The sequence below is a fragment of the Aeromonas sobria genome (genome assembly GCF_006243315.1).
GTDB classification, from domain to species: Bacteria; Pseudomonadota; Gammaproteobacteria; order Enterobacterales; family Aeromonadaceae; genus Aeromonas; species Aeromonas sobria_A.
The window spans coordinates 15,744-38,644 of the sequence record NZ_NKWE01000048.1 but is presented as its reverse complement, the minus strand read 5'-3'; the positions used below and the strand labels follow the sequence as shown (position 1 = coordinate 38,644).

Sequence of the window (22,901 nt, the reverse complement as noted above, 5' to 3'; positions counted from 1 at the left end):
ACAGCAAAGAGCATGCAGATTTCCATTTTTCACCAGGATCGCTCATGTTCACCTCACTTCTGAATGCTTCACCCCTTGCCACCCTGCCCACCCCTGACGAGATGTTGCAGGCCAGACCCTGTCCGGTACGGCTCACTCGCCAGATCGCCCGCAGCCGCCAACAAGTCCGCCATATTCTGCAGGGAGAGGATGATCGCCTGTTGCTGGTGATCGGCCCCTGCTCCATTCACGATCCGGCTGCCGCCCGCGACTATGGTGGCCGACTGGCCGAACTGCAGGGCCAATACGGGGATCAGCTGCAACTGGTGATGCGCACCTATTTCGAAAAGCCGCGCACAACGCTGGGCTGGAAAGGATTTATCTTCGATCCCGACCTCGATGGGAGCGATCGACTGGAAAAGGGACTGTGCCAAGCCCGGGAGCTACTACTGGCATTGGGGCAAGAGGGGCTCGCCTGTGCCACCGAATTTCTCGATCTCACCAGCATGCTCTATCTGGGGGATCTCATCAGCTGGGGCGCCATTGGCGCACGCACCACCGAATCCCAGCTCCACCGCCAACTGGCCTCAGCCCTCCCCTGCCCCATCGGTTTTAAAAACGGCACCGATGGCAATATCCGGATCGCGGTCGAGGCGATCCTCGCCAGTCGGGCTGCCCACCTCTATACCCAGCCTTCCGGTGACGGCCAGCTGGCGCTGGTGCGCAGCCATGGCAACCCCGACTGCCACCTGATCCTGCGCGGTGGCCGCCAACCCAACTATCAGAGCAGTCATGTGGCAGAGGCTGGCGAGCTGCTGCGCCAACATCATCTGTCACCTCGGCTGATGATCGATTGCAGCCACGGCAACAGCCAGAAACAGCATGCACGCCAGCTGCTGGTTGCCCGGGATATTGCCGACCAACTGGGAGACGGTAGCCACGCCATCGCCGCCATCATGGTAGAAAGTTTTATCTGCGAAGGGCATCAGGAGATTGGCAGCAAACCGCTGCGCTACGGTCAGTCGATCACCGATAGCTGCATCGGCTGGGAACAGACGAAGGTGTTGCTCGATCTGGTGGCTGAAGGGGTGGAGGTTCGCCGCCAGCAGCGGATCGCCTTGGCAGGATGAGTGGTCTATTCCTCAGAAAACCTGGATAAGAATGTGGCCCCGATGGGGCCACGTTGTTGTTCGCAGTATGACGCTCGTCAGGCGACTGACTCACGCTCGACCAGCTGGGCTTCAAACTTGAGCGTCAAGCCATCGACCGGCTTGTGGGCGAGCAGGCGTAGCGCCAATTCTGCGGCGCAACTGCCCATCTCCTCGATGGGATAGCGCACCGTGGTGAGCTTGGGATAGATGTAACGGGCATAGGGAATATCGTCAAACCCGACCACAGAAATCTGCTGCGGGATCTTGTAACCGCGCTCCAGCAGGCAAGAGATGGCGCCGGCCACCATGCCATCGTTAAACCCGAGCACAGCGGTGAACTCCACCCCACGGGCAAGCACCTCACACATTGCCACATAACCGCCATTTTCGTCGGCAAAGGCGCGGCTGATGAGAGCAGGATCAAACGCGATCCCGGCCCTGGCCAGGGTCTGGGTGTAACCGGCCATCCGCTGCTGACCATCGACAAACGCCTCGTCATCAGAGGTAATAAAGGCGATCTTGCTATGCCCGGCATCCAGTAGATGCTGGCACGCGGTGGTGATACCGGCCTGGTTATCGAGCCAGACACAGCGATCTTCAAAACCGGGGACCTGGCGGTTGATAAAGACGATGGGGGTTGAACCTGCGGCCAACTCGCACAGCTCCTCGTCCGGAAGCGCCTTGCTGTGCAGGATCAGGGCATCACACTGACGTTGTAACAGTGCCTGAATGGCATGACGCTCACGGGCGATATCGTGGTTACCGGACATCACTATGGTGAACTTGTTGGCCTTGTCGACCATGGTTTCGATACCACGCATCATCTGGGCAAAGAAAGGGCCGCCACAGAGATCGCCAACCAGCACGCCAATGCAGTTAGAGCGCTTGCTCACCAGCGCCTGAGCAAAACTGTTGGGCCGAAAATTCAGTTCCTTCATGGCCGCCAATACGGCCTCACGCTTGTCTGGTGCTACCTGCGCCGTGCTGTTAATCACACGCGACACGGTGGAGATAGACACATTTGCCAGCTGAGAAACGTCTTTAATCGTTGCCACTATCCATTCCTTTATTGTGGGGGAACCTGTCGGTACCGACGCCCGAGTATACCCTGAGGCCTGGCACAATTACCTGCGCCAGGTCACTAGAGATGTTTCACTTGGTAACGCAATATTACCCCGCGCTCCCAGACATCAGCCTGATGAAAACAGCGGGCGCCATTGAGGACTACCCGGCTCAATAGGCGTGATTGAGCTCCCGCTCTGACATAAAGCGCAGCGGTTGCTGCAGCTTGTGCTGATAGATGAGATCGAACGACAACACGTTCTGCACGTAGTTACGGGTCTCCTTGTAGGGGATACTCTCGACCCACACATCCATCGGCTTGTTGTCACTCTGGTCACGCCAGCGTTTTACTCTACCCGGCCCGGCATTGTAGGCAGCGGCAGCGAGGATACGGTTGCCGTCGTAGACATCCAGCAACCGCTTGAGATAAGCGCTGCCAAGACGCACATTGAGCTCGGGATCAAACAGTTGCTGCTCATTGCGGTAAGGTACCCCCAGCTTGCCTGCGGTCTCCTTTGCCGTTGCGGGCATCAGCTGCATCAGACCACGGGCCCCCACCGGCGATTGCGCCAGGGGATAAAGCGCACTCTCCTGACGGGAAATGGCGTATAACAAGCTCATATTAACCGAACGCTCCCGCGCTATCTGGCTGAAGGTCTGTCGGTAAGGTTTGGGGAAGCGCAGCTCGAGGGCATCCCACGCCTCGGCACGGATGCTGGAGAGAATCGCCAGTTCATGCCAGCCCTGATTAAGGGCGATATGGCCAAATTCGATGCGCTGGGCCACCGGATTGCGATCCATATTGTGGATCCACTCCGAGCGTGCCGCCGTAATCTCGTTCATCGACAACAGCTCGCGTACCCGCAGTAAAAAAGGCCAACGCTGACTGGCGCTGCGCCAATCAGGCACTTGCTTGGCGCTCTGGTTTTTCATGCGATAGGGTATACCGGTGCGCTGCGCCGCCATAAAACCATAGAAACCACGCAGATTGGCGGTTTCGAGATAAAGATCATGGGCCGGTTTTTTCTGCCCTTGCTCCTCCAGCGAGCGAGCCGCCCAATAACGCCAGCGATCCTCTTTCTGGCGCGCCATCGGCATCAATTTCACCCAACCGGACAGGCTACGCCAGTCTTGCTCCCAGATGGCCAACCGGGCACGCAGCTCGGTGATATCGGGATCCGCCAGCTTTTTCACCGTACTATCGACCCAACTGCGCTGGACAATGGCGCGATCCAGCAGCAGACGACGAGCAATGGCCCGCTCGATGGGCTTGAGCTCACTCTGGCTCAAGCCAAACCGGCTACGATACAAGGCCAATTGCCGCAACACCGATTCTGGCTGCTGATTGGCATAACGGGCCAAGCCCAGTGACAGCAACTTTTTAGAGTAAGGGTTGGTGCTGAAGTAAGCAGGGTTCATCACCTTGGCGGGCTGTGCAAAGAGGGTCACCATCTGATCGCCATAGGGCTGCAATCCGCTCCCCAAGGTCGCGCCAAGGTGACTGATCAAATTGGGATTTTCTGCCTCGAACGCCAGCGTCATCCGTTGCCAGATCTTCTCCTGAGTACGCAGCCCTGCCCCTTGCCATAGCTGGAACAACGGGGAACAGGCATCGGGACGTGACTGACCACTCATCCACAACTCACCCGCCCCCCTTAATGCCTCTTGTTTCTTGCCGGTGTAATAACCGGCTTGATAGTGCATGCAGAGCAGGTCAGTGGAGCTCGGTTTAGCCGGATAGAAGCGCAAGAACTGCGACCACTGCTGGCTTTGGGCCAGATAGGTCAAATAGCTGCGCTCCAGCCGGTTCGATTGCGGTGTATCGCCGTGCTGACGAATAAAGCGGGTCACGTCGCTGTACTCGGCAGCCCCCGGGCGAAAGGCAAGCTGATAGTAATCGAGATAGGGTAACAGGGGATAATGGGTCAAACGGGCACGAATTTGCTGAAAACGGACCTGATCATTGGCCCGTACAGCCTCATGGGCCTGACGGTATAAGGTCTGGTCTGCCGTTTGTGCCATAAGATTCGGCACAAACAGTGCCGCTAACATAATTCCCCATACAGCTTTCACTGAGCATCTCCATTGAGGGCAATACACCGCCTATCGGCGGTGGTTCTACTGCCTCTCATTCTACCCGTTGCCGGGCGGCGCTACAGCGGGGAGAAGGGACTATTTTTCTGCATCGCTCAGCTGTATTTCGCGCAATTGCTCCGGTCTGGTCAGCCGCTGTACATATTTCTCCAGATACGGCACCGGCAACGGCTTGGAGGCGAGATAGCCCTGATAGAAATGGCACCCTTGTGCCTTAAGAAACTCCAGCTGCTGGCGCGATTCGACCCCTTCCGCCGTGACGTTGAAGCCCATATGGCGGGCCATGGCGATCACCGCCTCGACAATCGCCATGTTGTCGCCATCTTTCGGAATGTCCTGAATAAAGGAGCGATCGATCTTGAGCTCGTCGGCAGGCAACCGCTTGAGGTAGCTCAGGGAGGAGTAACCGGCGCCGAAATCATCGATGGCAAAGCTGATGCCTAGCCCCTTGAGGTCAGTCATTTTGCTAATCGTATCTTCGGCGTGGCCGAGCACCACGGATTCGGTGATCTCCAGATTGAGGCAAGCGGGATCCATGCCGGTTTGCGCCAACACATCGTGGATCCGCTCGACAAAATCGGTGGCGTGGAACTGCTTGGCACTGACATTGACCGAGATCTGCGGAATGTGGATGCCGTTCTCTTCCCACAGCACGTATTGGGCACACGCCTCGTGCAGCACCCAGTTACCGATGTCGACGATCAGATCCGTCTCCTCGGCAATGGGGATAAACTCGGCTGGCGAGACCAACGCACGTCCGGCTGGCTGCCAGCGGATCAGCGCCTCGACGCCAATGATGTCGCCCCCCTCCACCATGTGCTGCGGTTGATAGTACAGCGTCAGCTCCTGCTGACTGAGGGCATTGCGCAGCTCGTTGTGAATAAGCAAGCGGCGATCCGCCTGCTGCTGCATCGAGGCATCGAAGAAACGGCGGGTCTTGCGGCCAGCAGATTTGGCCTGATACATGGCGGTATCCGCCTGCTTGAGCAGATCATCAACCCCCTGCTCCCGATCAGGAAACAGGGTAATACCCACACTCGCGCCAATATGCAGTACCTGCCCCACGTAGGTATAGGGGGCCGCAATTTCACTGATCAGCCGCTCGGCAATAATATCGGCCTGCATCTCGGCTTGCGGTGGGCTGGCCGACAGGGACGGTAGCAGCAGCACAAACTCGTCCCCACCGAGGCGCGCCAGACAATCCCCTTGTCGCACCAGTCGTTTGAGGCGAGTAGCCACCTCTTTGAGCAGCCAGTCGCCGGTGGCGTGACCGAGGGAGTCGTTGATGGTCTTGAAGTGATCCAGATCGATAAAAAGCAGCGCCCCGACCAGGCCATTGCGAGTCGCCTCATTGAAGGTCTGCAACAGGGTTTCGTGCAGCTGGCGGCGATTGGGCAGGCCAGTCAGCTCATCGTAATAGGCCAGATCCTGGATCCGTTTCTCGGCCGCCTTGCGCTCGGAAATATCCTCAAAACAGATAACAAAGTGGCTGATCACCCCTTTTTCATCCTGCACCGGCGTCACTATCTCCCACTGGGGATAGGTGTGACCATCGACGTGGCGACGCTGGGTCTCCCCCTGCCAGCGACTGAGGGTGTTGAGCTCGTAACCCAGCCCCCCGAGATTGGGCCAGAGATCCTCTTCCAGCTGCAGGCCCAGCACCGCCTGGCTGTCAAAGCCGGTGATCTGGCTAAAGGCATTGTTGACCCGCAGGATCTTGAACCCCGGATCGGTGATGATGATCCCTTCGTGAGTTTCAAAAGCCACGGCAGAAAGACGCATTTGGGCGTCCGATTGCAGCCGCTCCAACTCCGCCACCATCCGTACCGAAAAGGTATCAAGGACCGATTTGAGATTGGCTATCTCCGCTGGCGCCGAGTAAAGCAGCGCCAAATGGCCCAGTAGCTGGCCACGATCATCGAACAGCGGTTGGCCATAGTAGGTCTTCCCGACCGTCAGCCAGGGCTGGTAGCGCTGCGACTCATCGATGACATCGCAGCAGAGGGCACCCTGCTGATAAAGTTGCTGACAAGGGGTGCCCGCCAAGGGGTACTCCTTGAGTGCCAACCCATCGGCGGCCAATACCCGGAGCCGATCTGCCCCGCTCAACTCCCCCACCCACACCGCATCCACCTTGAGGATATGGGCCAGTTGACTCACCAAGGTGCTGAAAAAATCGAGTCCGGTACAAGCAGAGAGTGCCTGGGCAAGCTGGGTCAGCAGGGTGGTCTGTAACAGCGGCAGGGAGATATTGAGCGAGCTCGCCACGTTGTTGACTGAATCGAGGGGGGCCAACCAACCACAACACACCTGCTGATGGGGCACAAACTGGGCGCTCCAGAGCACATGATTGATAACACCCTTGCCATCGTTCAGATGGCCGATAAATTGTTCCGGCAGATGTGACTCATGGAGCCGGACGAGAAAGTCGGCAAAGCCAGCTTCATCTTCCGGTTGCAGGCGTTCGGACCAGGGATGCTTCCCTTCCCCTTGCCACTGTTGGTAGGAACCCTGATCAGAAAGACTCCACTGATCCTGTTCCCGATTGAAAAACCACATGACCTGCGTGGCTTGCTGCTTCATTTACCACTCCAACCAGACAACCGACCACGTTTGATGTCCAGACAAGCGGGCACCGCAACTTCCCCAAAGCCATCATCAGACCAACGGTGAGCGGGGAAGAGTACAAACATGCGATATCAAGCAGTGGAAACCGGACATGAGGTCGACACGAAGTGCTGCCAAGAAGGGACAGAAACGATCCTATTCCCGTCATATTGCCTGCCAGTTTCATGCAGCTCAAGCTGTTTTTGGCACGAAACCGAGAAAGATCACAATTTATAGGTTACTGAATAGCAAAGGCAAAGCTTCGTGACGCAGATCACATTTTCATCTTTACCAATGAGTAATCTGAAGGTGAAGACACAAGCAAGACGACCCGAAGGGGGCCAATATGAAAATCGAAATCACCAGCAAAATCATCGACATTACCCCGGCTATCCGCGAGCGCATTGAATCACGTTTTGAAAAGCTCGAACGTCTTCAGGTACCTCTCATCACTCCCCATGTGATTGTTTCCAAAGAGCGCCTGATGTTCACTGTCGAAGCCAGTGCTGGCATCCCCAACGGCAAACTGTTTGCCCAGGCAGAGCATGAGGATCTCTACGCCGCCATCAATGAACTGGGACAAAAACTGGAACGCCAGCTCAACCGTCATACCGCCAAACCGATTGCCCGTCGTGCCAACGCCGGACTGAAGGATCAGCCGCAAACGGATGAAGCTGACGCGTAACAAGGTGGCACTCAGGAAAAAGGACAGCGTGCAAAAAGGCGGGATATCCCGCCTTTTTTGTTGCCTGTGATTGACCGAATAGGTGGCAGCCGCGTCAGTGCGCCCACCATCAACCGAGCCAGTGCAGACGGGTATCTACCCCCTGTTGCAAGCACTCAAGGATCGGTAGCATGACCAGCGGATCCTCTTGGCGCGGCACCACCGCCAGAGCGCCTTGCAGCCGCTCCCGCGCCAGCGGTGACAGGTTGTCATAGACAGCCTCATCAAATAACGGCGGCTTCGTAATCAGGGCTGGTCTTTGCAGTGCTAGCCAGAGCCGCACATCCATCATGCTCCCCCCCTGCTGTAGCCGCTCATTGATGGCGCAGCAATCGGTCTCCTGATCATCAGCAACCAGCACAGCTCTCGGCCTCAGCTCAAAGTGCGCGCGCCAGTCACGATCATCGGCACTGGCTGTCGGCTTGGTATCGAACCAGGGCTGCTCCTCCACCGCGTCGGTAAGCAGGGCCAGATGCAACCGGAAATCCGCCCGGTCACCATGTTGCAGGTCACGGTTAAGCCGTTGCCCCAACTGCCCCTCATCGACGAGCAGGTGATTACGGATTGAACTGGGCAGCATGAGATAACTCTCAAAAATGGCGATTTCATTGGTTATCGGCCACAAATCCAATTCTTTTAATAGAAAAATTTTGCTTGGGGGTTCCCAAAAGCGGAAGATCTGTTAGTATGCGCCTCGCACTTGTGGAGGGGTTCCCGAGTGGCCAAAGGGATCAGACTGTAAATCTGACGGCTCTGCCTTCGAAGGTTCGAATCCTTCTCCCTCCACCATTTCAAGTGCGACAATATGAACGTAATACCCCGTGGAGGGGTTCCCGAGCGGCCAAAGGGATCAGACTGTAAATCTGACGGCTCTGCCTTCGAAGGTTCGAATCCTTCTCCCTCCACCATCATTTAGAAAACCCGGCCTGGTGCCGGGTTTTCGCATTTCTGGTCTGCCCAATCCGTTATCTCTCTGCACTGCCAGCCTTTATCGCCGTTTGCCAGCTGCCGATCGCGCAATAAAAAAACGGGAGGCCTGCGCCTCCCGTTTACTCTCATGTCTGCCCTGTTACTGGGTGAAGCGTTACAGGGTGAAGCGATAGAAGATATCGACCGCTTGAGCCACCCCGCTCATCGCCTGCAGATAGAGCCGTGGCAATACCTCGTAGCGCAGCTTGAATTCGGCGATGGGGCTGAATACCCCGACCCCGTACTGGAACTGCAAGCCCGGCAGCAGATAGGCCGACAAGGTCACCTGGGTGTTGTCGCCACTGCCCGCGGTATCGAGGGAGACATCACTCATCCCCAGCGACTCGCCAATGCTCGACACCACGCCGTTGGCCTGACTCACAGCACCGGCCACCAGCAAGCCGTTGAAACCGCCATCCTCACCGCCGGTCTGTAACCCTTTGCCGCGCAGCAAATAGGAGAGCTGTTCCGACTGCGCCATCTGCGGCTCGGAGTAGACAGTGATCTCCGGCTTGCTGGCAGGGCCGGTCACCCGCACCCCGACCGTCACCTGGCCCTCGATGGTGGCCGGGTCACGGTTGGCCTCGATGTTAAGGAACGGCCGATCCAGTGGACCGGAGAAGAGGATCCGCCCCTCCTTGATGATGAGGTTCTGGCCATAGGCCTTGAAGCGACCATTGGTCAGCACCAGCTGGCCATTGCCTGCCAGTGGCTTCTCGGGATCCTGCCGAAGATTGATCCCGCCGGAGACATCGGTCTTCAGACCCATGGCATCGATCTTCACATCACTCCCCAACCGGATCGCCACCTTCATCGCCAACGGCAGGCTGGCCTGCTGGGGTACGGGAGGCAGATCGTCATAGACCACGGTCACATCGTCAGAGACCGCCACCGCCGAATCCGGCAGGCTCTTGACCAAAATGCGCGCCCAGGGAATATCCACCTGACCGGTAATGCGGGTCTCCTCACCCAGCGACACGGCAATATCGGGCGAGACTCTGACCCGGCCCATGCCCGGATATTGCGCCTCCAGATCCTTGCCCTGAATGGTGAGGCTGCCGCTGACCGGCATCTTGGCCCAGCTGAGCCAGCCGCCCAATGCCAGCGGCCCCTTGCCCACCAGCATGGAGCCATCGAGCTCGGCGCGGTTGCCCTCGATCTTGAGGCGGGTCACCAGCTTGGTCAGGGTCACCATGTCGGAGTGGGTCTGCACTTCACCGTCACGCAGGTTGAGCTGGCCAAACAGCAGGGGCGCCGCCAGCGTGCCGTCGAAACGGGCATCGGCGGAGATGATCCCTTGCAAGGAGCGCACCTCAGGAATGAGTGGCGCAAAGGTATTGAGCTTGAGATCGTCAAACTTGAGCTGACCGCCGAGCAGGCCGCGCCCAGCAGGCTCCTTGATCAACAGGTCTGTATCTATATTGCCGATCTGCTTGGAGGCAAAATCGAGGCGGATCGCCGCCTGCTGCCGCTCGAAATCAAGGGCCAGAGCCAGCTGCTGATAGTCAGTCTTGAGGCCATCGGCGACAAAGGTGCCCGGCGTGGTACGCACTACCGCATGCAGGGTGGGCTGATTGCCACGCCAGCTGGCACGGCCGTCGGCCGAGAGCATCGCCTGCCAGCGGAAATTATCCGGCAACCAGGGGCGCAGCCGCTTGAGATCAAACTCGCTCAGGGCAAACTCCAGAGTACCTTGCGCGGCTGAGACCTGACTCCCCTTGACGCAGAGGCTGGCACCCTGGGAGCCGAGGCAGAGATCCCCCATCGCCAGCCGCTGACGCGGCAGATCGAGATCCAGCGCCCAGGGGGAGCTCAAGTCCCAGCGCCGCAGCGGGGTTTTCAGCTGCAGCTCGGAGAGCGCCCCGCGCCAGTGATCCCCGCGCACGCCGCCACCCAGCTTGAGGTTGGCCGCAACAGGGTCACCCTTCATGGTCAGGGTCAACAGATGCTGACTGATATCACCGCTGAGGTTCAGGGCCAGCTGGTTGAGCTTGGTTTCACCCTGTTTCAGCTGCGCCACCAACAGCGAGAGCTCACCGGCCGGTTTGGCGCCGATCGCCGCATTGCCCTTGAGGCTGATCCCCTTCAGGTCGGTGCCGGCATAGTAGAGCCGTTCGGAGGTCAGATCCGCATCGATTTTTGGCGTCTGCTGATTGCCGCTCACCTTCACCTGTCCCTTGATATCCCCTTTCAGGCCGGGATAGATGCCCCCCAGCTGGGGAGCCTGCAGGTTGGCATCGAGCCTCCACTGGGCGCTGCTGATACTGCCCTTGGCCTGCAACTGGTTGGGGCCACTTTGCAGCGAGAGCACCGGGATCTGCCACTCCATCTTGTCGTTGCCGCTGAGCTCCCCCTTGAGGGCCAGCTGGTACTGATTGAGTTTGCCATCCACCTTGAGCTTGGGCAGTTTCAGCTCCCAGTGGCCCGCCTCGTTCATCACGAAGCGGCTCTCCAGCTCACCGGCCAGGGTCCCTTTCAGCTCAGGCACCAGCTCGGCCGGATTGATCCCCTTGAACAGGGTGGTCCCCTGCCACTCGATCCCCTTATTCCAAGCCAGCTTGCCATCGAGCTTCAGCTCCCCCTTGAGGGCGTTGAGCTGCAAGGCGATCTTGCTGAGCCGCTCCAGATCCCCCTTCCCGTCCAGCGCAAGCTTGAAGGGGGGTACATCGGTCCCCTTGCCGGAGGTATTGAGGGCAAACTGGTAACCGGAGAGCTTGCCTTTGGCAGTCAGGCTCCCCTTGTCCAGCCGATAGCTTGCCTCTTCCTTGGCAGGCTTATGAAATGGCCAGCCGAGGCTCTTCCAGTCGAGGGCCAGATCAAAAGGGAGAGCCGGGTCGAGCGCGGCCAGAGAGCCCTTAAGATTGGCGGCAATCGGCCCCTTGGCCGACAATGCCAATCCCAGCTTGCCGACCGAACCGCTCAGCGCCAGCGTGGCCTGCTGCCCTTGCAACTCGCCATCGAGCAGCCCCTTGCGGGCCTTGGCATCCAGCGTCACCGCCAGCGGGTAGTCGTCACTTAGCTGGATATGACCCTTGAGCGCCAGATCGGCCATGGCGTGGCGCAGCGAGAGCTCGCGCACCTCGATGCGATCGTCGGCGGCGGTGGCCGAGAGCAGCAGCTTGTCGAGCCCTTCAATCAGCTCGCCCTGCTGGTATTGCACCCGGGTCGCGCTGACCCCTTCCAGCTGGATGGGGAAAGGAAGGTGAATGGCGGGCAGGACAATGGGGGCGGCCTTTGCAGTTTTTGCAGCTGGCGCCCCTTTGCCCTGTTTAGCGGTCTCGGCGCTGGCCTTGTCGGTACGGGCTGCTTGCTTCTCGTTAGCGGCTGGCTGCTTGGCTGATTTGGCTGCATTGGCGGGGGCCGCGTCGTCCAGCGTCACCTTGAGGTTATCGAGCACCGGACCGCGCACAATCAGCCCCTTGCGGTTGAGGGTGGCGCCGATATCGAGGGATCCCAGGGTCACGGCCACCCCGGGCACTGCCAGATCGAGATCAGCTACCTTGAGGCTATCGACCTGGATCTTGAGCGGCAACGGGCGCCAGACAAAGGGTTCGGAGGGCTCTTCCGGTGCCGGTTCAGAGTCCACCACCTTCACCACCGGATGGGTCACCGCCAGAGATTTTATCCAGAGCTTGCCCTGCAGCAACTTGCCCAGATCCCAGTCGAGCACGGCGCGATCCACCGTCACATCCACCAGCTCATCCTGCCAACCGACCCCTTCCAGGGTCCAGCCGTAACCAAGCTGACCGGCCACCAGCTCCCCCTTGAGGGAGGGCAGCGCCCCCTTGGCCTGTTGCCACAACCACTTATTACCCTGATGGGTAAAGCCCAGCAGGCTGACGCCGATCAGCAGCAGGAATACCAGCCCCATCAGCCAGAGAAAAATGCGTTTTAGCCAGATCATAATTCAGGCCCCAATGCGAAATGCAGCCGCAAGGGCTTGTCATCCTCCGATACCCCGACTGCCAGATCCAGCCTGACCTGACCAATGGGGGTCACCCAGCGCACACCGACCCCGGTACCAATTTTCCAAGGCTCGCTGTAGTCGATGGTCGAGGTACCCCCATCCACAAACATGGCTCCCAACCACTTCTCGCTGAAACGATAGTTATATTCCAGACTGGCCACGCTGGTGTAGCGGCCACCGGTCAGCTTGCCATCCGGCCCGGTGGGGGAGATGGTCTCGTAATCAAAGCCGCGTACCGTCTGATCGCCACCGGTAAAGAAGCGCAAGGACGGCGGCACCAGCGAGAAGCTGTCACCTATGATGGCCCCCTGCTCGGCCCGCATCAGGAATCTGTGATTATCGCCGAGGGTACGCAGCCACTTGCTGCGCCCCCACACCCGCATAAAGCTGATGTCGGAGCCCCAACGTGGGTCGGAGAACTCCAGCGTCACCTGTTGGCGATCCCCCCACTCGGGCACCAACCCGCCGCGCACCCGCAGCCGGGACCAGGAGATCCCCGGGATCAGCAGCAAGCTGTTCCCCTCATCGGCGCCCTGGGTATAGATCTCGTTCTCCAGTCGGATGAACACATCCCGATCCCAGCTCTCCGGTCGCCGCGTCCAGCGGTGCACACCGACGGTGGTGAGATCGGAGCGGGTATCGTTGTTGTCTTTGTACTGATAACCGGCCTGCACCGAGTAGTAGTCTCGCAGCGGATTACCTACCGGGATCTGGTAATCGAAACTGAGCTCGGACTCCGGTGCCGATACCTTGGCGGTGGCAAACAGACGGTGGCCATAACGGTTGACCCAGGGTTTCTCCCAGGTAGCGCTCATCCGCGGCCCCACGTCGGTGGCGTAGCCCACACCCGCTTCAATCTCGTGATCAACCCGGTTGTCCAGGGTCACTGCGATGGGCACCCGGTAGTTGCTCGCGTCACTGAGCACAGGTTTGATATCGACCTGACGGAATAGCTTGGTGGAAGAGACATCCTGCGACATCTCGGCCAAGCGGATGGCGAGATAGGGATCACCGCTCTGAATATTGATGAGTGGCCGGATCAGGTGCAGCGCTTCCGGGGTGGCGTCATAGCGGATCTCACCGAAACGGTAGCGATGGCCCGACTCGAACAGAATGAAGATCTCCGCAGTGCCCTTGTCCGGAAACACCTTGACCTGACTCTTGCTTAACTTGGCATCAAAGTAACCGCGGGCCAGCCCGAGGCTACCCAGATCAGCCTTGATCGATTCATATTTGGCGTGATTGAGAGGGTCGCCCTCTTTGAGGGGCAACTTGTCCAGCAGTTCGCTATAACGCTCATCACTACCGGCATCCCCTTCGAGCAACACATCCAGTCGGGAGACGATAACCGGCTCCCCTTTATCCACCTCGATCACCACTTTGGACGGGGTCTGCTTGTCGCGACTCAGGGTGATCTTTGGCTGGTAGTAGCCATAAACCTGCAGCGCTTTTTGCACACTCTCGGTGATTTTGGCGCGGGCTGGACGGTACTGACGCTCCTGATAAACCGGCAACGCATTGAGGTAGGCTTCGACGTTATCCTTGTTGTCCCCTCGTAATCCCTTGATCTGATAGGTGAGCTTGGCGGCCAACACCGGCGCAGCCACCAGCGACAACAATAAACCAAACCCCAGCACCCGCAGACCACGGCGTAATGCAGGGCCGAACCGTGAACGCCCTGCCAGCAGGGATGAGAAGCATCCTGTCAAAGGTCAATATTCCTGAATCTGTGGTGAAGGAAACAGCCCTTTCGAGCTCCACCCGAAAACGGCACAACAGGCTATGCAACATAGCCGTGGCCCAATAATCCGTGCCAATAATCCGCGCCAACAATGCACGCCAATAATGCACGCCAACAACATGGCGGACCTTATCCTAACATAGGCATCGGCCAGCAACAGCGCGCCACCATTGGCAAATTCACCATATCTTTTAGGAGGTTGACTACAAATCACACATTTTGGTAACCATGGTGTGGCCCAGTCCTCTGCCACAGGCCACCCTGACTGCCTTAAGGGGAGCCGTCCGCAGTGCCTGCCCTCCACGCGCCTTGCTGCCCAAGAGTTCGCCGCAACCGCTCGCCCCACGACAAGGCTTGACGGCATCGATGTCGTGGTGATCTCGAACGTATCCCACTGGCCGGCCCACTGCCGCTTGACGATTCAAAATATGGATTAAGAAATGCTCGTTCAGCGCAATCGAATTATCCCGCTGCCTTTGCAAGCGCCCCTCCCTCACACTTGAACCATCAACTGAAGGAGACACATCATGCATGCACGTAGCGAACAGATGGCTGACTATATTGCCGATCGTCTCGAGTTCATCACCTTTCTCGCCTGTTGCAGCGCCCTGCTGGCCCTGCTGACCGGCATGAGTGGCCAACAGGCGTTGGCCTTTACCGCCCTGAACCTGCCATTTGGCCTCGGCATTCTGCTGGCGATGGCGATGCTGGCCCCGCTGCCCGCCCACTGGCGGCTGCCGGGGATCACCTTTCTGCTGGCAGGTTGCGCCCTGATGACCCTGCAACTGGGGGGCGAATGGCTCAATCCGCTGGCCATCTGGAGCCTCTACGCCCTGCTCGGGCTGGAGATCATCTGGCAAGCTCGCCCCCGCGCCGTGCTGGCCACCCGCGCTCGCCAATAATCCCGCGGACAAACACAGGTAAACAGCGGGCTGTGATGGCTGACGCCGGTGGCAAATTGGGGTACTCTTGCGCCCCGATTTGCCACCACGATTTGCCGCCATCTTGGCGTGAACAATCGCCGCCATCACTCCGAGGAGCGCCCCGATGAAAAAAGCCTGTGCCCAGCACATTCTGGTCAAGACCGAAAAACAGTGTCTGGAGATCAAGGAGAAGATCGAGAAGGGAGCCGATTTCGGCCAGATGGCCAAGCGCTTCTCCACCTGCGCCTCTTCAAAACGCAGCGGCGATCTGGGGGAGTTCAATAAAGGGGATATGGTCAAGCCCTTTGACGATGCGGTATTCAAGGGCGAACTGCTCAAGGTACTGGGACCGGTGCGCACCAAGTTCGGCTTTCACCTGATCAAAGTGCTCTATCGCAATTAAATACCGCACTTAAATATCGCACTTAAATATCGCAATTAAAGCGCGCCACGCCATCGCAACTGGTCATTTTCTCGGTGAAGCTCCCAGCTGGCGAGCTTCACCGCCCTCTGCATCACCCTCGCAAAACTGGCTGATATAACGCCAAACTCGCATCAATTTACTAACGTTATCAGGCAATTAAGTTTATCCTTCTCGGCATTGTCCACATTCGACGATGGATCCCGTGCTATGCCCCGCTCTTGCTTGTGGCCCCTGCTGGCCTGGTTACTCCCCCTCGCTGGCGCCCTCGGCAGCCGCTTTCATCTCTGGCCCTGGTGGATCGGTTTTGCCATCTGTCTCATCGGAGCACTTGTCTCCCTCATCTTGCTGGTGCGCCTGCCCTGGAGCCGCAACCGCTACGCCAGCAGTCTGGGCGCCTTGCCACTGCTGCTGCCGCTGCTCTTTGTGGTACAGGCGCTGCGCATGCCGCTGATCAACGATGTGAGCACCGATCCCTATAATCCCCCCCTGCTGCGCTGGGCAGCAGAGCTTAGAACAGCGCAGGATCTGCCAATAAATAGCGCCCCGCTGAAAGCATTTGAGACAAAACCCGGTCCTCTCTTTACCCGCACAGCCCCCGAAGAGGTGGTCATCGAGGCAGAAGAGCTGATGCAGGAGCTGGGCTGGCAGGTGCGACCAAGCCCGGATGGTCTGGATGCGCTGGTCACCACCGGCTGGTTCGGCTTTCAGGATGATGTGGCGCTGCGAGTCTTTGCTGGCCCCAAAGAGACCCGCATCGATATGCGATCGGCCTCCCGACAGGGACGCAGCGATCTGGGCACCAACCGGGCGCGGATCGAGGATTTCCTGACCCGCCTGAACGAGCGGCTCGGCCAAGCCTACAAACCCAATTTGAAACCGTAAGTGTGAAACAACAAGAAGGTAACTGATGCGCGTTGAGGTCAAACCCGACCGGGAATATGCCTGGTTTATCCGCCCTTTTTTCTGGCTGCAAAAGCGCAACTATGGTCAGGTACTCATTCCGGGCAAGTGCTGGGGCCGCTCGCCGCGCCTGTTTGCCGCCGTCGCCACCCTCTACGGGGTGATCAACCGCAAGCGCTCTCCCATCGATCCCGTGCTGCGCTCTCTGGTGACGGTGCGGGTCTCCCAGCTCAACTGGTGCCGCTTCTGCGTCGACATCAACGCCATGACCCTGATCAAGCGGGCGGGCTCCAACGAAAAGGTGGAGGCGCTGGCCAACTGGCGCGAAAGCCCCTTGTTCGACGAGCGGGAAAAAGCAGTACTCGACTACACCGAAGCGATGACAGGGCTGGATGGGGTGAGCGATGAACAGGCGGCCCGCCTCAAGCCCTGGTTCAACGACGACGCCATGGTAGAGCTGACCGGCCTTATCGCCTTCCAGAACATGTCGGCCAAGTTCAACGCAGCCCTCGATATCGCGCCGCAGGGGTTCTGCCAGCTACCGGTGCAGCCGGAACGCCCCGCCCAGCCAGACAGCAAGGACGCCTGATGAACCGGACCCGCCTGCTGCTTGCGCTGGTGATGGGGGGCCTCATCGGCACCTTCTTTGCCCTCGATCTTGGCCGCTATCTCAGTCTGGGCGCCTTGCAGGCCCAGCAGGCGGCAGTGGCGCAATGGGTCGACAGCCACTTTGTCACGGCCAGCCTGCTGTTCGTGCTTATCTATGTGCTGAGCACCGCCCTCTCTCTGCCCGGCGCCAGCCTGCTCACCCTGGGTGGCAGTGCGGTGTTCGGCGTCGCCTGGGGGTTGCTGCTGGTCTCCTTTGCCAGCACCATTGGCGCGACCCTGGCCTTTCTCAGCGCCCGCTTTCTGCTGCGCGACTGGGTCACGGCCCGCTTTGGCGACAAGCTGGCCACCTTTCAGTCCGGCATGGCGAAGGAGGGGGCTTTCTATCTGCTGAGCCTGCGCCTCATCCCCATCTTCCCCTTCTTTCTGGTCAACCTGCTGATGGGGCTCACCCCCATCAGAGTCAGCACCTACTACTGGGTGAGCCAGCTTGGCATGCTGCCCGGCACCTTCGTCTATGTGCTGGCGGGTAGCGAGCTTGGCCAATTAACCAGCACCGGCAATATCCTCTCCCCCGGTCTGATGGTGGCGCTGACCCTGCTGGGGCTGATGCCTTGGCTCATCAAGAAATTGACCGCGCACCTCGCGCTGCGCCGTCAGCTCGCCCCCTACCGCAAACCCGCTCGTTATGACTACAACCTGCTGGTGATCGGAGCCGGTGCCGGGGGGCTGGTCACCAGCTATATCGCGGCGGCGGTGAAGGCCAAGGTGGCGCTCATCGAGAAGCACAAGATGGGGGGCGATTGCCTCAACAGCGGCTGCGTCCCCTCCAAGGCGCTGATCCGAAGCGCCCGCTTTGCCGCAGAGCAGCGTAAAGCCGACGAGCTGGGCTTTAGCCCAAGCCACTCCTGCGCCGATTTCGCCGCAGTGATGGCGCGGGTGGCTGAGGTTATCAAGGAGGTCGAACCCCACGATTCTGTGGAGCGCTATCAAGGGCTTGGGGTCGAGTGCATCGAAGGGGAGGCGCGGCTGGTCTCCCCGTGGGAGGTGGAAGTGAACGGCCAGCGCCTTGCCAGCCGCCATATCGTCATCGCCACCGGCGCCAAGCCGCTGGTGCCCAAGCTGCCGGGGCTGGATCAGGTGCCTTACCTCACCTCGGATAACCTCTGGCAGCTGCGTACCCCACCACGCCGCCTGCTGGTGCTCGGCGGTGGCCCCATCGGCTGTGAGCTGGCCCAAAGCTTCGCCCTGCTCGGCATTCCCGTTACCTTGGTAGAGCTCTCGGAGCAACTGCTGCCCCGCGAAGATCGGGCGGTGGCCAACGCCCTGGCCGAACAGATGAGCCGCGATGGCGTGCGGCTACTCACCGGCTGGCGCGCCGAGCGAGCCGACTATCTGCCTGCGGACGAGGGGGAGCTACCGATCCGGCTGCAACTACGCCGGGGCGATGAGACGCTGGAGGTTGAAGGAGATCAGCTGCTGCTGGCGCTGGGTCGGGTCGCCAACGTCAGCGGCTTCGGGCTAGAGGCGCTGGGGGTCGAGCTGGCCCCCCGCGGAACCATCGCAGTTGATGGCTTCCTTGCCACCAACTTCCCCAGCATATTGGCGGTGGGAGACGTAGCAGGCCCTTACCAGTTCACCCACTTTGCCGCCCATCAGGCCTGGTATGCGGCGGTCAATGCCCTGTTTGGCCAGTTCAAGCGCTTTCGGGCCGACTATCGGGTCATTCCGGCAGCCACCTACACCACGCCGGAGATTGCCCGGGTCGGCCTCAATCGCAAGGAGGCCGAGGCGCAGGGGATCCCCTTCGAGGCGACCCGCTTCGAGCTGGCCGAGCTGGACAGAGCCATCGCCGATGGGGAGCGCCACGGTTTTGTCGAGGTGCTGACCGCGCCGGGCAAGGATACTATCCTTGGCGCCACCATAGTGGGCACTCACGCCGGTGAACGGATTGCCGAGTTCGTGCTCGCCATGCGCCATGGCTTGGGCCTTGGCAAGATCCTCGGCACCATTCACGCCTACCCCACCCTGATGGAGGGGAACAAATATGTGGCGGGTGAATGGAAACGGGCCCACCAGCCCACCCGGGTGCTGGCGCTGCTGGCCCGTTATCACCGCTGGCGCCTTGGCGCCTGACAACCAGAGAAACGTTTATGCTCAAGCCATTCTCACACCTCAACCCTCGCCTCAAATCTCGGCTCAAGCAGCGGCTTAGCGCCCTGCTGTGTGCCCTGCCACTGCTGGCCAGCGGCCCGCTGTTAGCCAATCCCGATAACAACTGGCAGCAGACCCTTGAGGAGGCGAAGGGGCAGACCGTCTACTTTAACGCCTGGGGCGGCAGCCCGGAGATCAACGCCTATCTGGTGTGGGCCAGTCAGGAGCTGGCGCGCGACTATCAGGTCAAGCTGGTACAGGTGAAGGTGGATGACATCGCCCAGAGCGTCAGCCAGCTGCTGGCCAACAAGCAGGCGGGCAAGCAAACTGGCGGCCCCATCGACCTGCTCTGGGTCAACGGCGAGAACTTCAAGGCGCTCAAGGAGCAGGGGCTGCTTGGCACTCCCTTTACCGCCGAGCTACCCAACATGGCGTTGGTAGACAGCACCCTGCCGGTAAGTGAGGACTTCACCCTGCCGGTGGAAGGGCTGGAAGCACCCTGGGGCATCGGCCAGCTCAATCTGATGGTCGACAGCGAAGAGGTCACCAGCCCGCCCACCTCAGCTGCAGCCCTACTTGCGTGGGCCAAGGCCCACCCCGGCCGCTTCACCTATCCCAAGCCGCCCCAGTTCCATGGCTCCAGCTTTCTCAAGCAGATCCTGCTGGAGTTGACGCCCGACCCTGCCCCCCTCTATCGGGAGGCGACCGATGCAGAGTTTGCCCAAGTGACCGCCCCGCTCTGGGGCTGGCTCGATGAGCTGCACCCGGCGCTCTGGCGCAAGGGCAAGCTGTTCCCCACCAGCGCCGCCGAAACCCGCCAGCTGCTCGATGATGGCGAGCTGGCCATGGCCATCAGCTTCAACCCGCAGGAGGCGCAGAGCGCTGCCCAGATTGGCGCCCTGCCCCCCAGCGTGGAAGCGGTCGCCATGGCGAAAGGGGCGCTTACCAACAGCCATTTTCTCGCCATCCCCTTCAACGCCAACGCCCGTGCGGGTGCCAAGGTGGTGGCCAACTTCCTGCTAAGCCCGGCCGCTCAGGCACGTAAAGCCAATCCGGCCTTCTGGGGTGATCCCAGCGTACTGCGGGCCGATGCGCTGCCTGATTCAGCCAAGGGGCAACCGGCACTGCGCTTCAAAGCGGTAGCCGAGCCTCATCCCAGCTGGCAACTCAAGCTGGAAGCGGCCTGGGCCGAGCGTTACGGTCACTGATGAGTGTCACTGGTCACCCGCTTTCCCGCTCCCGACCGTGGCGCCGGTTGACACGCCACCCCAGTATGAGTACGGGGATGGCGGTCATTTATCTGGCGATCTTCGTCATCCCCCTGCTGGCAGGGCTGTGGCAACTGCTGGCGGAGGGGATGACCGCCTCTCATCTCGCCTTGCTGCTGGCCCAGCCTGGTCTTTGGCACTCCGCTGCGCTGAGTCTGTGGATTGGCGCCGCCTCAACCCTTGGCAGTCTGCTGTTGACCGCCCTGCTGCTGGCCCACAGCGACAGCCGGGCTTTCGGGCTGCTCCGTCGTCTGCTCTCGCCCATGCTGGCCATGCCCCACGTCGCCTTTGCCATCGGCTTTGCCTTTCTGCTCGCCCCCTCCGGCTGGCTGCTGCGGCTCGTCTCGCCAACCCTCACCGGATTTGAACTGCCCCCCGACTGGCAGACCATTCGGGATCCTCTGGGGCTCGGGCTGATTGCACTGCTCGTTTTCAAAGAGACCCCCTTTCTGCTGTTGATGGCGATGGCCGCGCAGCAACCCATCCAGCTGGCGCGCCAACAGTGGCTGGGGGCGAGCCTCGGTTTCAGCGCCCCCCAGATCTGGTGGCGCCTGCTGCTGCCCGCCCTGTGGCCTGCCCTGCGCCTGCCCATCTATGCGGTGGCGGCCTACGGCGTGGCGGTGGTGGATCTCGCCCAGCTGCTCGGGCCCGATGCCCCCGCCCCGCTGGCGGTACGGCTGTGGCTCTGGTATCAGGACCCGGACCTGCTCTGGCGCGGCGCCACCGCCAGTGGCGCCCTGCTGCTGCTCGCCATCACGGCGCTGTTGATCGCCCTGCTCAGATTACTGGAGTGGTTTCATAACGAGATGGGCAAAAGCTGCTGGCTCGATGGCAAACGGGTGGCGTCCCAACCCTTTGCCAACCGGCTCGCTGCTGGCTTTGCATTCACCCTGATCACTCTCAATCTGGCGGTACTGGCGGCCCTGCTGCTCTGGTCGCTGGCGCGCCGCTGGCCCTTTCCCGCCCTCTGGCCCAGCCAGTGGAGCGGCCACTACTGGCTGGATCTGCTACCAACCCTGCTGCCGCTGCTGGCAACCAACGCGCTGTTGGCACTGGCGAGCGGCTTGCTGGCGCTGGTGATGACGGTGCTGAGTCTGGAGGCGCAAGCGGGGCGCCGCCCCTGGCCACTCTGGCTTATCTGCCTGCCGCTGTTACTGCCACAGGCAAGCCTGCTGTTTGGTATCCGGCTCGGACTGGACTGGCTTGCACATCACTCGATCAGCAGCGGCATTGGCTGGGGCTGGGTGCTCTGGAGCCAGCTGCTGTTTGTCTTTCCCTATGTTTATTTGTGCCTGCACGGCCCCTATCGCCAGTTCGACCCGCGTATTACCCAAAGCGCCCTGCTGCTGGGGGCAACCCCATGGCGAGCCTGGTGGCAGGTGAAAGCGCCGCTACTGGCGCGCCCGCTGCTGTTTGCCTTCAGCGTCGGGGCGGCGGTGAGTTTGGCCCAATATCTGCCGACCCTGCTCTTTGGCGCAGGCAGGGTGGTCACCATCACCACCGAAGCGGTGGCCATCGGCAGCGGCCTCAACCGGCGGCTGGCGGGGCTCTACGGCCTGCTGCAACTGCTGCTGCCGCTCGTTATCTATCTGCTGGCGCTCTGGCTGCCAGCGCGGATCAATCCGGCGCTCAAGGGGGGCGGCTCACGATGAACTCTCATGATGGAAATAGCCATGTGCTGAACACCACGCCTCTTCGGCTTTATCTTGATGAAAAGCTGCTGCTCTCGCTGCCCGCCCTGCAGGTGGCCCCCGGCGAAGTGTTGACCCTGATGGGGCCAAGCGGCTGTGGTAAAAGCTCCCTGCTGGCTGGGCTGGCCGGGGTACTGCCCGGCGCGCTGACGGGGAGCGGCCCGATCCGGCTGGAGGGGGAAATAAAGCTCGGCGAGCGGCCACTCAACGCCTTGCCAGCACAAGCGCGGCGCATCGGTATGCTGTTTCAGGATGACCTCTTGTTTGATCATCTGACGGTGGCGGAGAACCTGATGTTCGGCATGCCTGCAACCATCAAGGGAAAACGCGCGCGGCGGGAAAAGGCACTGACCGCATTGACGCAGGTCGCGCTGGCGGATCAGGCTGACAAGCTGCCACAGTTGCTGTCAGGGGGTCAGCGGGCGCGAGTCAGTCTGCTGCGGGCGCTGCTGGCCGAACCCGATGCCCTGCTGCTGGACGAGCCCTTCTCCCGCCTCGACAAGCCGCTGCGGGCCGCCTTTCGCCAGCTGGTGTTCGCGCAGATCAAGGCGCTGGCCATTCCCGCCATCCTGGTGACCCACGACGCGGAAGACGCGCCGAGCACCATACTCCACCTCACCGAATCCTGTTTTTGACCGAGG

Annotated in this window: 16 protein-coding genes and 2 tRNA genes; 12 read left to right on the top strand and 6 right to left on the bottom strand. The window is 60.3% G+C overall.

Features of this window, described 5'->3' with window-relative positions; all coding sequences use genetic code 11:
- Nucleotides 1–44: 44 nt before the first annotated feature.
- Complete coding sequence (locus CF137_RS16610) at nucleotides 45–1,109, top strand: 3-deoxy-7-phosphoheptulonate synthase (RefSeq protein ID WP_139720427.1); 1,065 nt, start codon at nucleotides 45–47, stop codon at nucleotides 1,107–1,109.
- 77 nt (nucleotides 1,110–1,186) lie between these two features.
- Here the strand turns inward: CF137_RS16610 and CF137_RS16605 are convergent, their stop codons facing one another.
- From CF137_RS16605 to CF137_RS16595, 3 genes are all read right to left on the bottom strand, one after another.
- Entirely contained in the window at nucleotides 1,187–2,185 is a 999-nt protein-coding gene (locus tag CF137_RS16605) for a LacI family DNA-binding transcriptional regulator (protein WP_139694256.1), read from the bottom strand.
- Nucleotides 2,186–2,363: 178 nt separating this feature from the next.
- Nucleotides 2,364–4,265, bottom strand: a complete 1,902-nt coding sequence (locus tag CF137_RS16600; RefSeq protein ID WP_139720425.1) for a transglycosylase SLT domain-containing protein — start codon at nucleotides 4,263–4,265, stop codon at nucleotides 2,364–2,366.
- A gap of 99 nt (nucleotides 4,266–4,364) precedes the next feature.
- A complete protein-coding gene (locus CF137_RS16595) occupies nucleotides 4,365–6,869 on the bottom strand; it encodes a putative bifunctional diguanylate cyclase/phosphodiesterase (RefSeq protein ID WP_139720422.1) in 2,505 nt (834 codons plus the stop codon).
- Nucleotides 6,870–7,239: 370 nt separating this feature from the next.
- On the opposite strand from CF137_RS16595, the gene hpf reads away from it, so the two are divergent.
- Complete coding sequence (hpf, locus tag CF137_RS16590; RefSeq protein WP_042021257.1) at nucleotides 7,240–7,578, top strand: ribosome hibernation-promoting factor, HPF/YfiA family; 339 nt, start codon at nucleotides 7,240–7,242, stop codon at nucleotides 7,576–7,578.
- Nucleotides 7,579–7,687: 109 nt separating this feature from the next.
- Here hpf and CF137_RS16585 read toward each other — a convergent pair whose 3' ends face one another.
- Complete coding sequence (locus tag CF137_RS16585; protein ID WP_139720420.1) at nucleotides 7,688–8,197, bottom strand: VC2046/SO_2500 family protein; 510 nt, start codon at nucleotides 8,195–8,197, stop codon at nucleotides 7,688–7,690.
- Between the two features lie 124 nt (nucleotides 8,198–8,321).
- Between CF137_RS16585 and CF137_RS16580 the strand changes: the two genes are divergently transcribed.
- Both CF137_RS16580 and CF137_RS16575 read left to right on the top strand, forming a co-directional pair.
- Nucleotides 8,322–8,406 (top strand) — tRNA-Tyr (locus CF137_RS16580).
- Nucleotides 8,407–8,440: 34 nt separating this feature from the next.
- Nucleotides 8,441–8,525: transfer RNA gene (locus CF137_RS16575), tRNA-Tyr, on the top strand.
- A 176-nt stretch (nucleotides 8,526–8,701) separates the two neighbouring features.
- Here CF137_RS16575 and tamB read toward each other — a convergent pair.
- Both tamB and tamA read right to left on the bottom strand, forming a co-directional pair.
- Nucleotides 8,702–12,490 carry an autotransporter assembly complex protein TamB gene (gene tamB / locus CF137_RS16570; protein WP_139720418.1) on the bottom strand — a complete coding sequence of 1,263 codons (3,789 nt, stop codon included), beginning with the start codon at nucleotides 12,488–12,490 and terminating at the stop codon, nucleotides 8,702–8,704.
- On the bottom strand, nucleotides 12,487–14,262 hold the full coding sequence (gene tamA / locus CF137_RS16565) for an autotransporter assembly complex protein TamA (RefSeq protein ID WP_139720416.1): 1,776 nt from the start codon (nucleotides 14,260–14,262) through the stop codon (nucleotides 12,487–12,489). The genes tamB and tamA overlap by 4 nt, the downstream gene beginning before the upstream one ends.
- Before the next feature lie 559 nt (nucleotides 14,263–14,821).
- Between tamA and CF137_RS16560 the strand changes: the two genes are divergently transcribed.
- The 8 genes from CF137_RS16560 to CF137_RS16525 all read left to right on the top strand — a co-directional run bounded on the left by CF137_RS16560 (nucleotide 14,822) and on the right by CF137_RS16525 (nucleotide 22,895).
- Complete coding sequence (locus tag CF137_RS16560; protein WP_139720414.1) at nucleotides 14,822–15,196, top strand: hypothetical protein; 375 nt, start codon at nucleotides 14,822–14,824, stop codon at nucleotides 15,194–15,196.
- A gap of 145 nt (nucleotides 15,197–15,341) precedes the next feature.
- Nucleotides 15,342–15,620 (top strand): peptidylprolyl isomerase, encoded by a 279-nt coding sequence (locus CF137_RS16555; protein WP_033136755.1) that lies wholly within the window; start codon nucleotides 15,342–15,344, stop codon nucleotides 15,618–15,620.
- A gap of 228 nt (nucleotides 15,621–15,848) precedes the next feature.
- Nucleotides 15,849–16,523, top strand: a complete 675-nt coding sequence (locus CF137_RS16550; RefSeq protein ID WP_139720412.1) for a DUF1499 domain-containing protein — start codon at nucleotides 15,849–15,851, stop codon at nucleotides 16,521–16,523.
- A 25-nt stretch (nucleotides 16,524–16,548) separates the two neighbouring features.
- Nucleotides 16,549–17,130 (top strand): carboxymuconolactone decarboxylase family protein, encoded by a 582-nt coding sequence (locus CF137_RS16545; RefSeq protein WP_101324190.1) that lies wholly within the window; start codon nucleotides 16,549–16,551, stop codon nucleotides 17,128–17,130.
- A complete protein-coding gene (locus tag CF137_RS16540) occupies nucleotides 17,130–19,283 on the top strand; it encodes an FAD-dependent oxidoreductase (protein ID WP_139720410.1) in 2,154 nt (717 codons plus the stop codon). Before CF137_RS16545 ends, CF137_RS16540 begins: the two co-directional genes overlap by 1 nt.
- 17 nt (nucleotides 19,284–19,300) lie before the next feature.
- Nucleotides 19,301–20,509 (top strand): ABC transporter substrate-binding protein, encoded by a 1,209-nt coding sequence (locus CF137_RS16535; RefSeq protein WP_162515967.1) that lies wholly within the window; start codon nucleotides 19,301–19,303, stop codon nucleotides 20,507–20,509.
- Between the two features lie 77 nt (nucleotides 20,510–20,586).
- The gene (locus CF137_RS16530) at nucleotides 20,587–22,221 is read left to right on the top strand and encodes an ABC transporter permease family protein (RefSeq protein ID WP_139720406.1); all 1,635 of its coding nucleotides are present in this window, start codon (nucleotides 20,587–20,589) and stop codon (nucleotides 22,219–22,221) included.
- A gap of 23 nt (nucleotides 22,222–22,244) precedes the next feature.
- A complete protein-coding gene (locus CF137_RS16525; RefSeq protein ID WP_139720496.1) occupies nucleotides 22,245–22,895 on the top strand; it encodes an ATP-binding cassette domain-containing protein in 651 nt (216 codons plus the stop codon).
- The last annotated feature ends 6 nt before the right edge of the window (nucleotides 22,896–22,901 follow it).

Excerpts from the sequence above, each read along its gene's own strand:
- CF137_RS16540 (WP_139720410.1), top strand. The coding sequence starts at position 17,130 with ATGAACCGGACCCGCCTGCTGCTTGCGCTGGTGATGGGGGGCCTCATC.
- CF137_RS16610 (WP_139720427.1), top strand. The coding sequence starts at position 45 with ATGTTCACCTCACTTCTGAATGCTTCACCCCTTGCCACCCTGCCCACC.
- CF137_RS16530 (WP_139720406.1), top strand. The coding sequence starts at position 20,587 with ATGGCGGTCATTTATCTGGCGATCTTCGTCATCCCCCTGCTGGCAGGG.
- hpf (WP_042021257.1), top strand. The coding sequence starts at position 7,240 with ATGAAAATCGAAATCACCAGCAAAATCATCGACATTACCCCGGCTATC.
- CF137_RS16545 (WP_101324190.1), top strand. The coding sequence starts at position 16,549 with ATGCGCGTTGAGGTCAAACCCGACCGGGAATATGCCTGGTTTATCCGC.
- CF137_RS16585 (WP_139720420.1), bottom strand. The coding sequence starts at position 8,197 with ATGCTGCCCAGTTCAATCCGTAATCACCTGCTCGTCGATGAGGGGCAG.
- CF137_RS16555 (WP_033136755.1), top strand. The coding sequence starts at position 15,342 with ATGAAAAAAGCCTGTGCCCAGCACATTCTGGTCAAGACCGAAAAACAG.
- tamB (WP_139720418.1), bottom strand. The coding sequence starts at position 12,490 with ATGATCTGGCTAAAACGCATTTTTCTCTGGCTGATGGGGCTGGTATTC.
- CF137_RS16535 (WP_162515967.1), top strand. The coding sequence starts at position 19,301 with ATGCTCAAGCCATTCTCACACCTCAACCCTCGCCTCAAATCTCGGCTC.
- CF137_RS16550 (WP_139720412.1), top strand. The coding sequence starts at position 15,849 with ATGCCCCGCTCTTGCTTGTGGCCCCTGCTGGCCTGGTTACTCCCCCTC.
- CF137_RS16595 (WP_139720422.1), bottom strand. The coding sequence starts at position 6,869 with ATGAAGCAGCAAGCCACGCAGGTCATGTGGTTTTTCAATCGGGAACAG.
- CF137_RS16560 (WP_139720414.1), top strand. The coding sequence starts at position 14,822 with ATGCATGCACGTAGCGAACAGATGGCTGACTATATTGCCGATCGTCTC.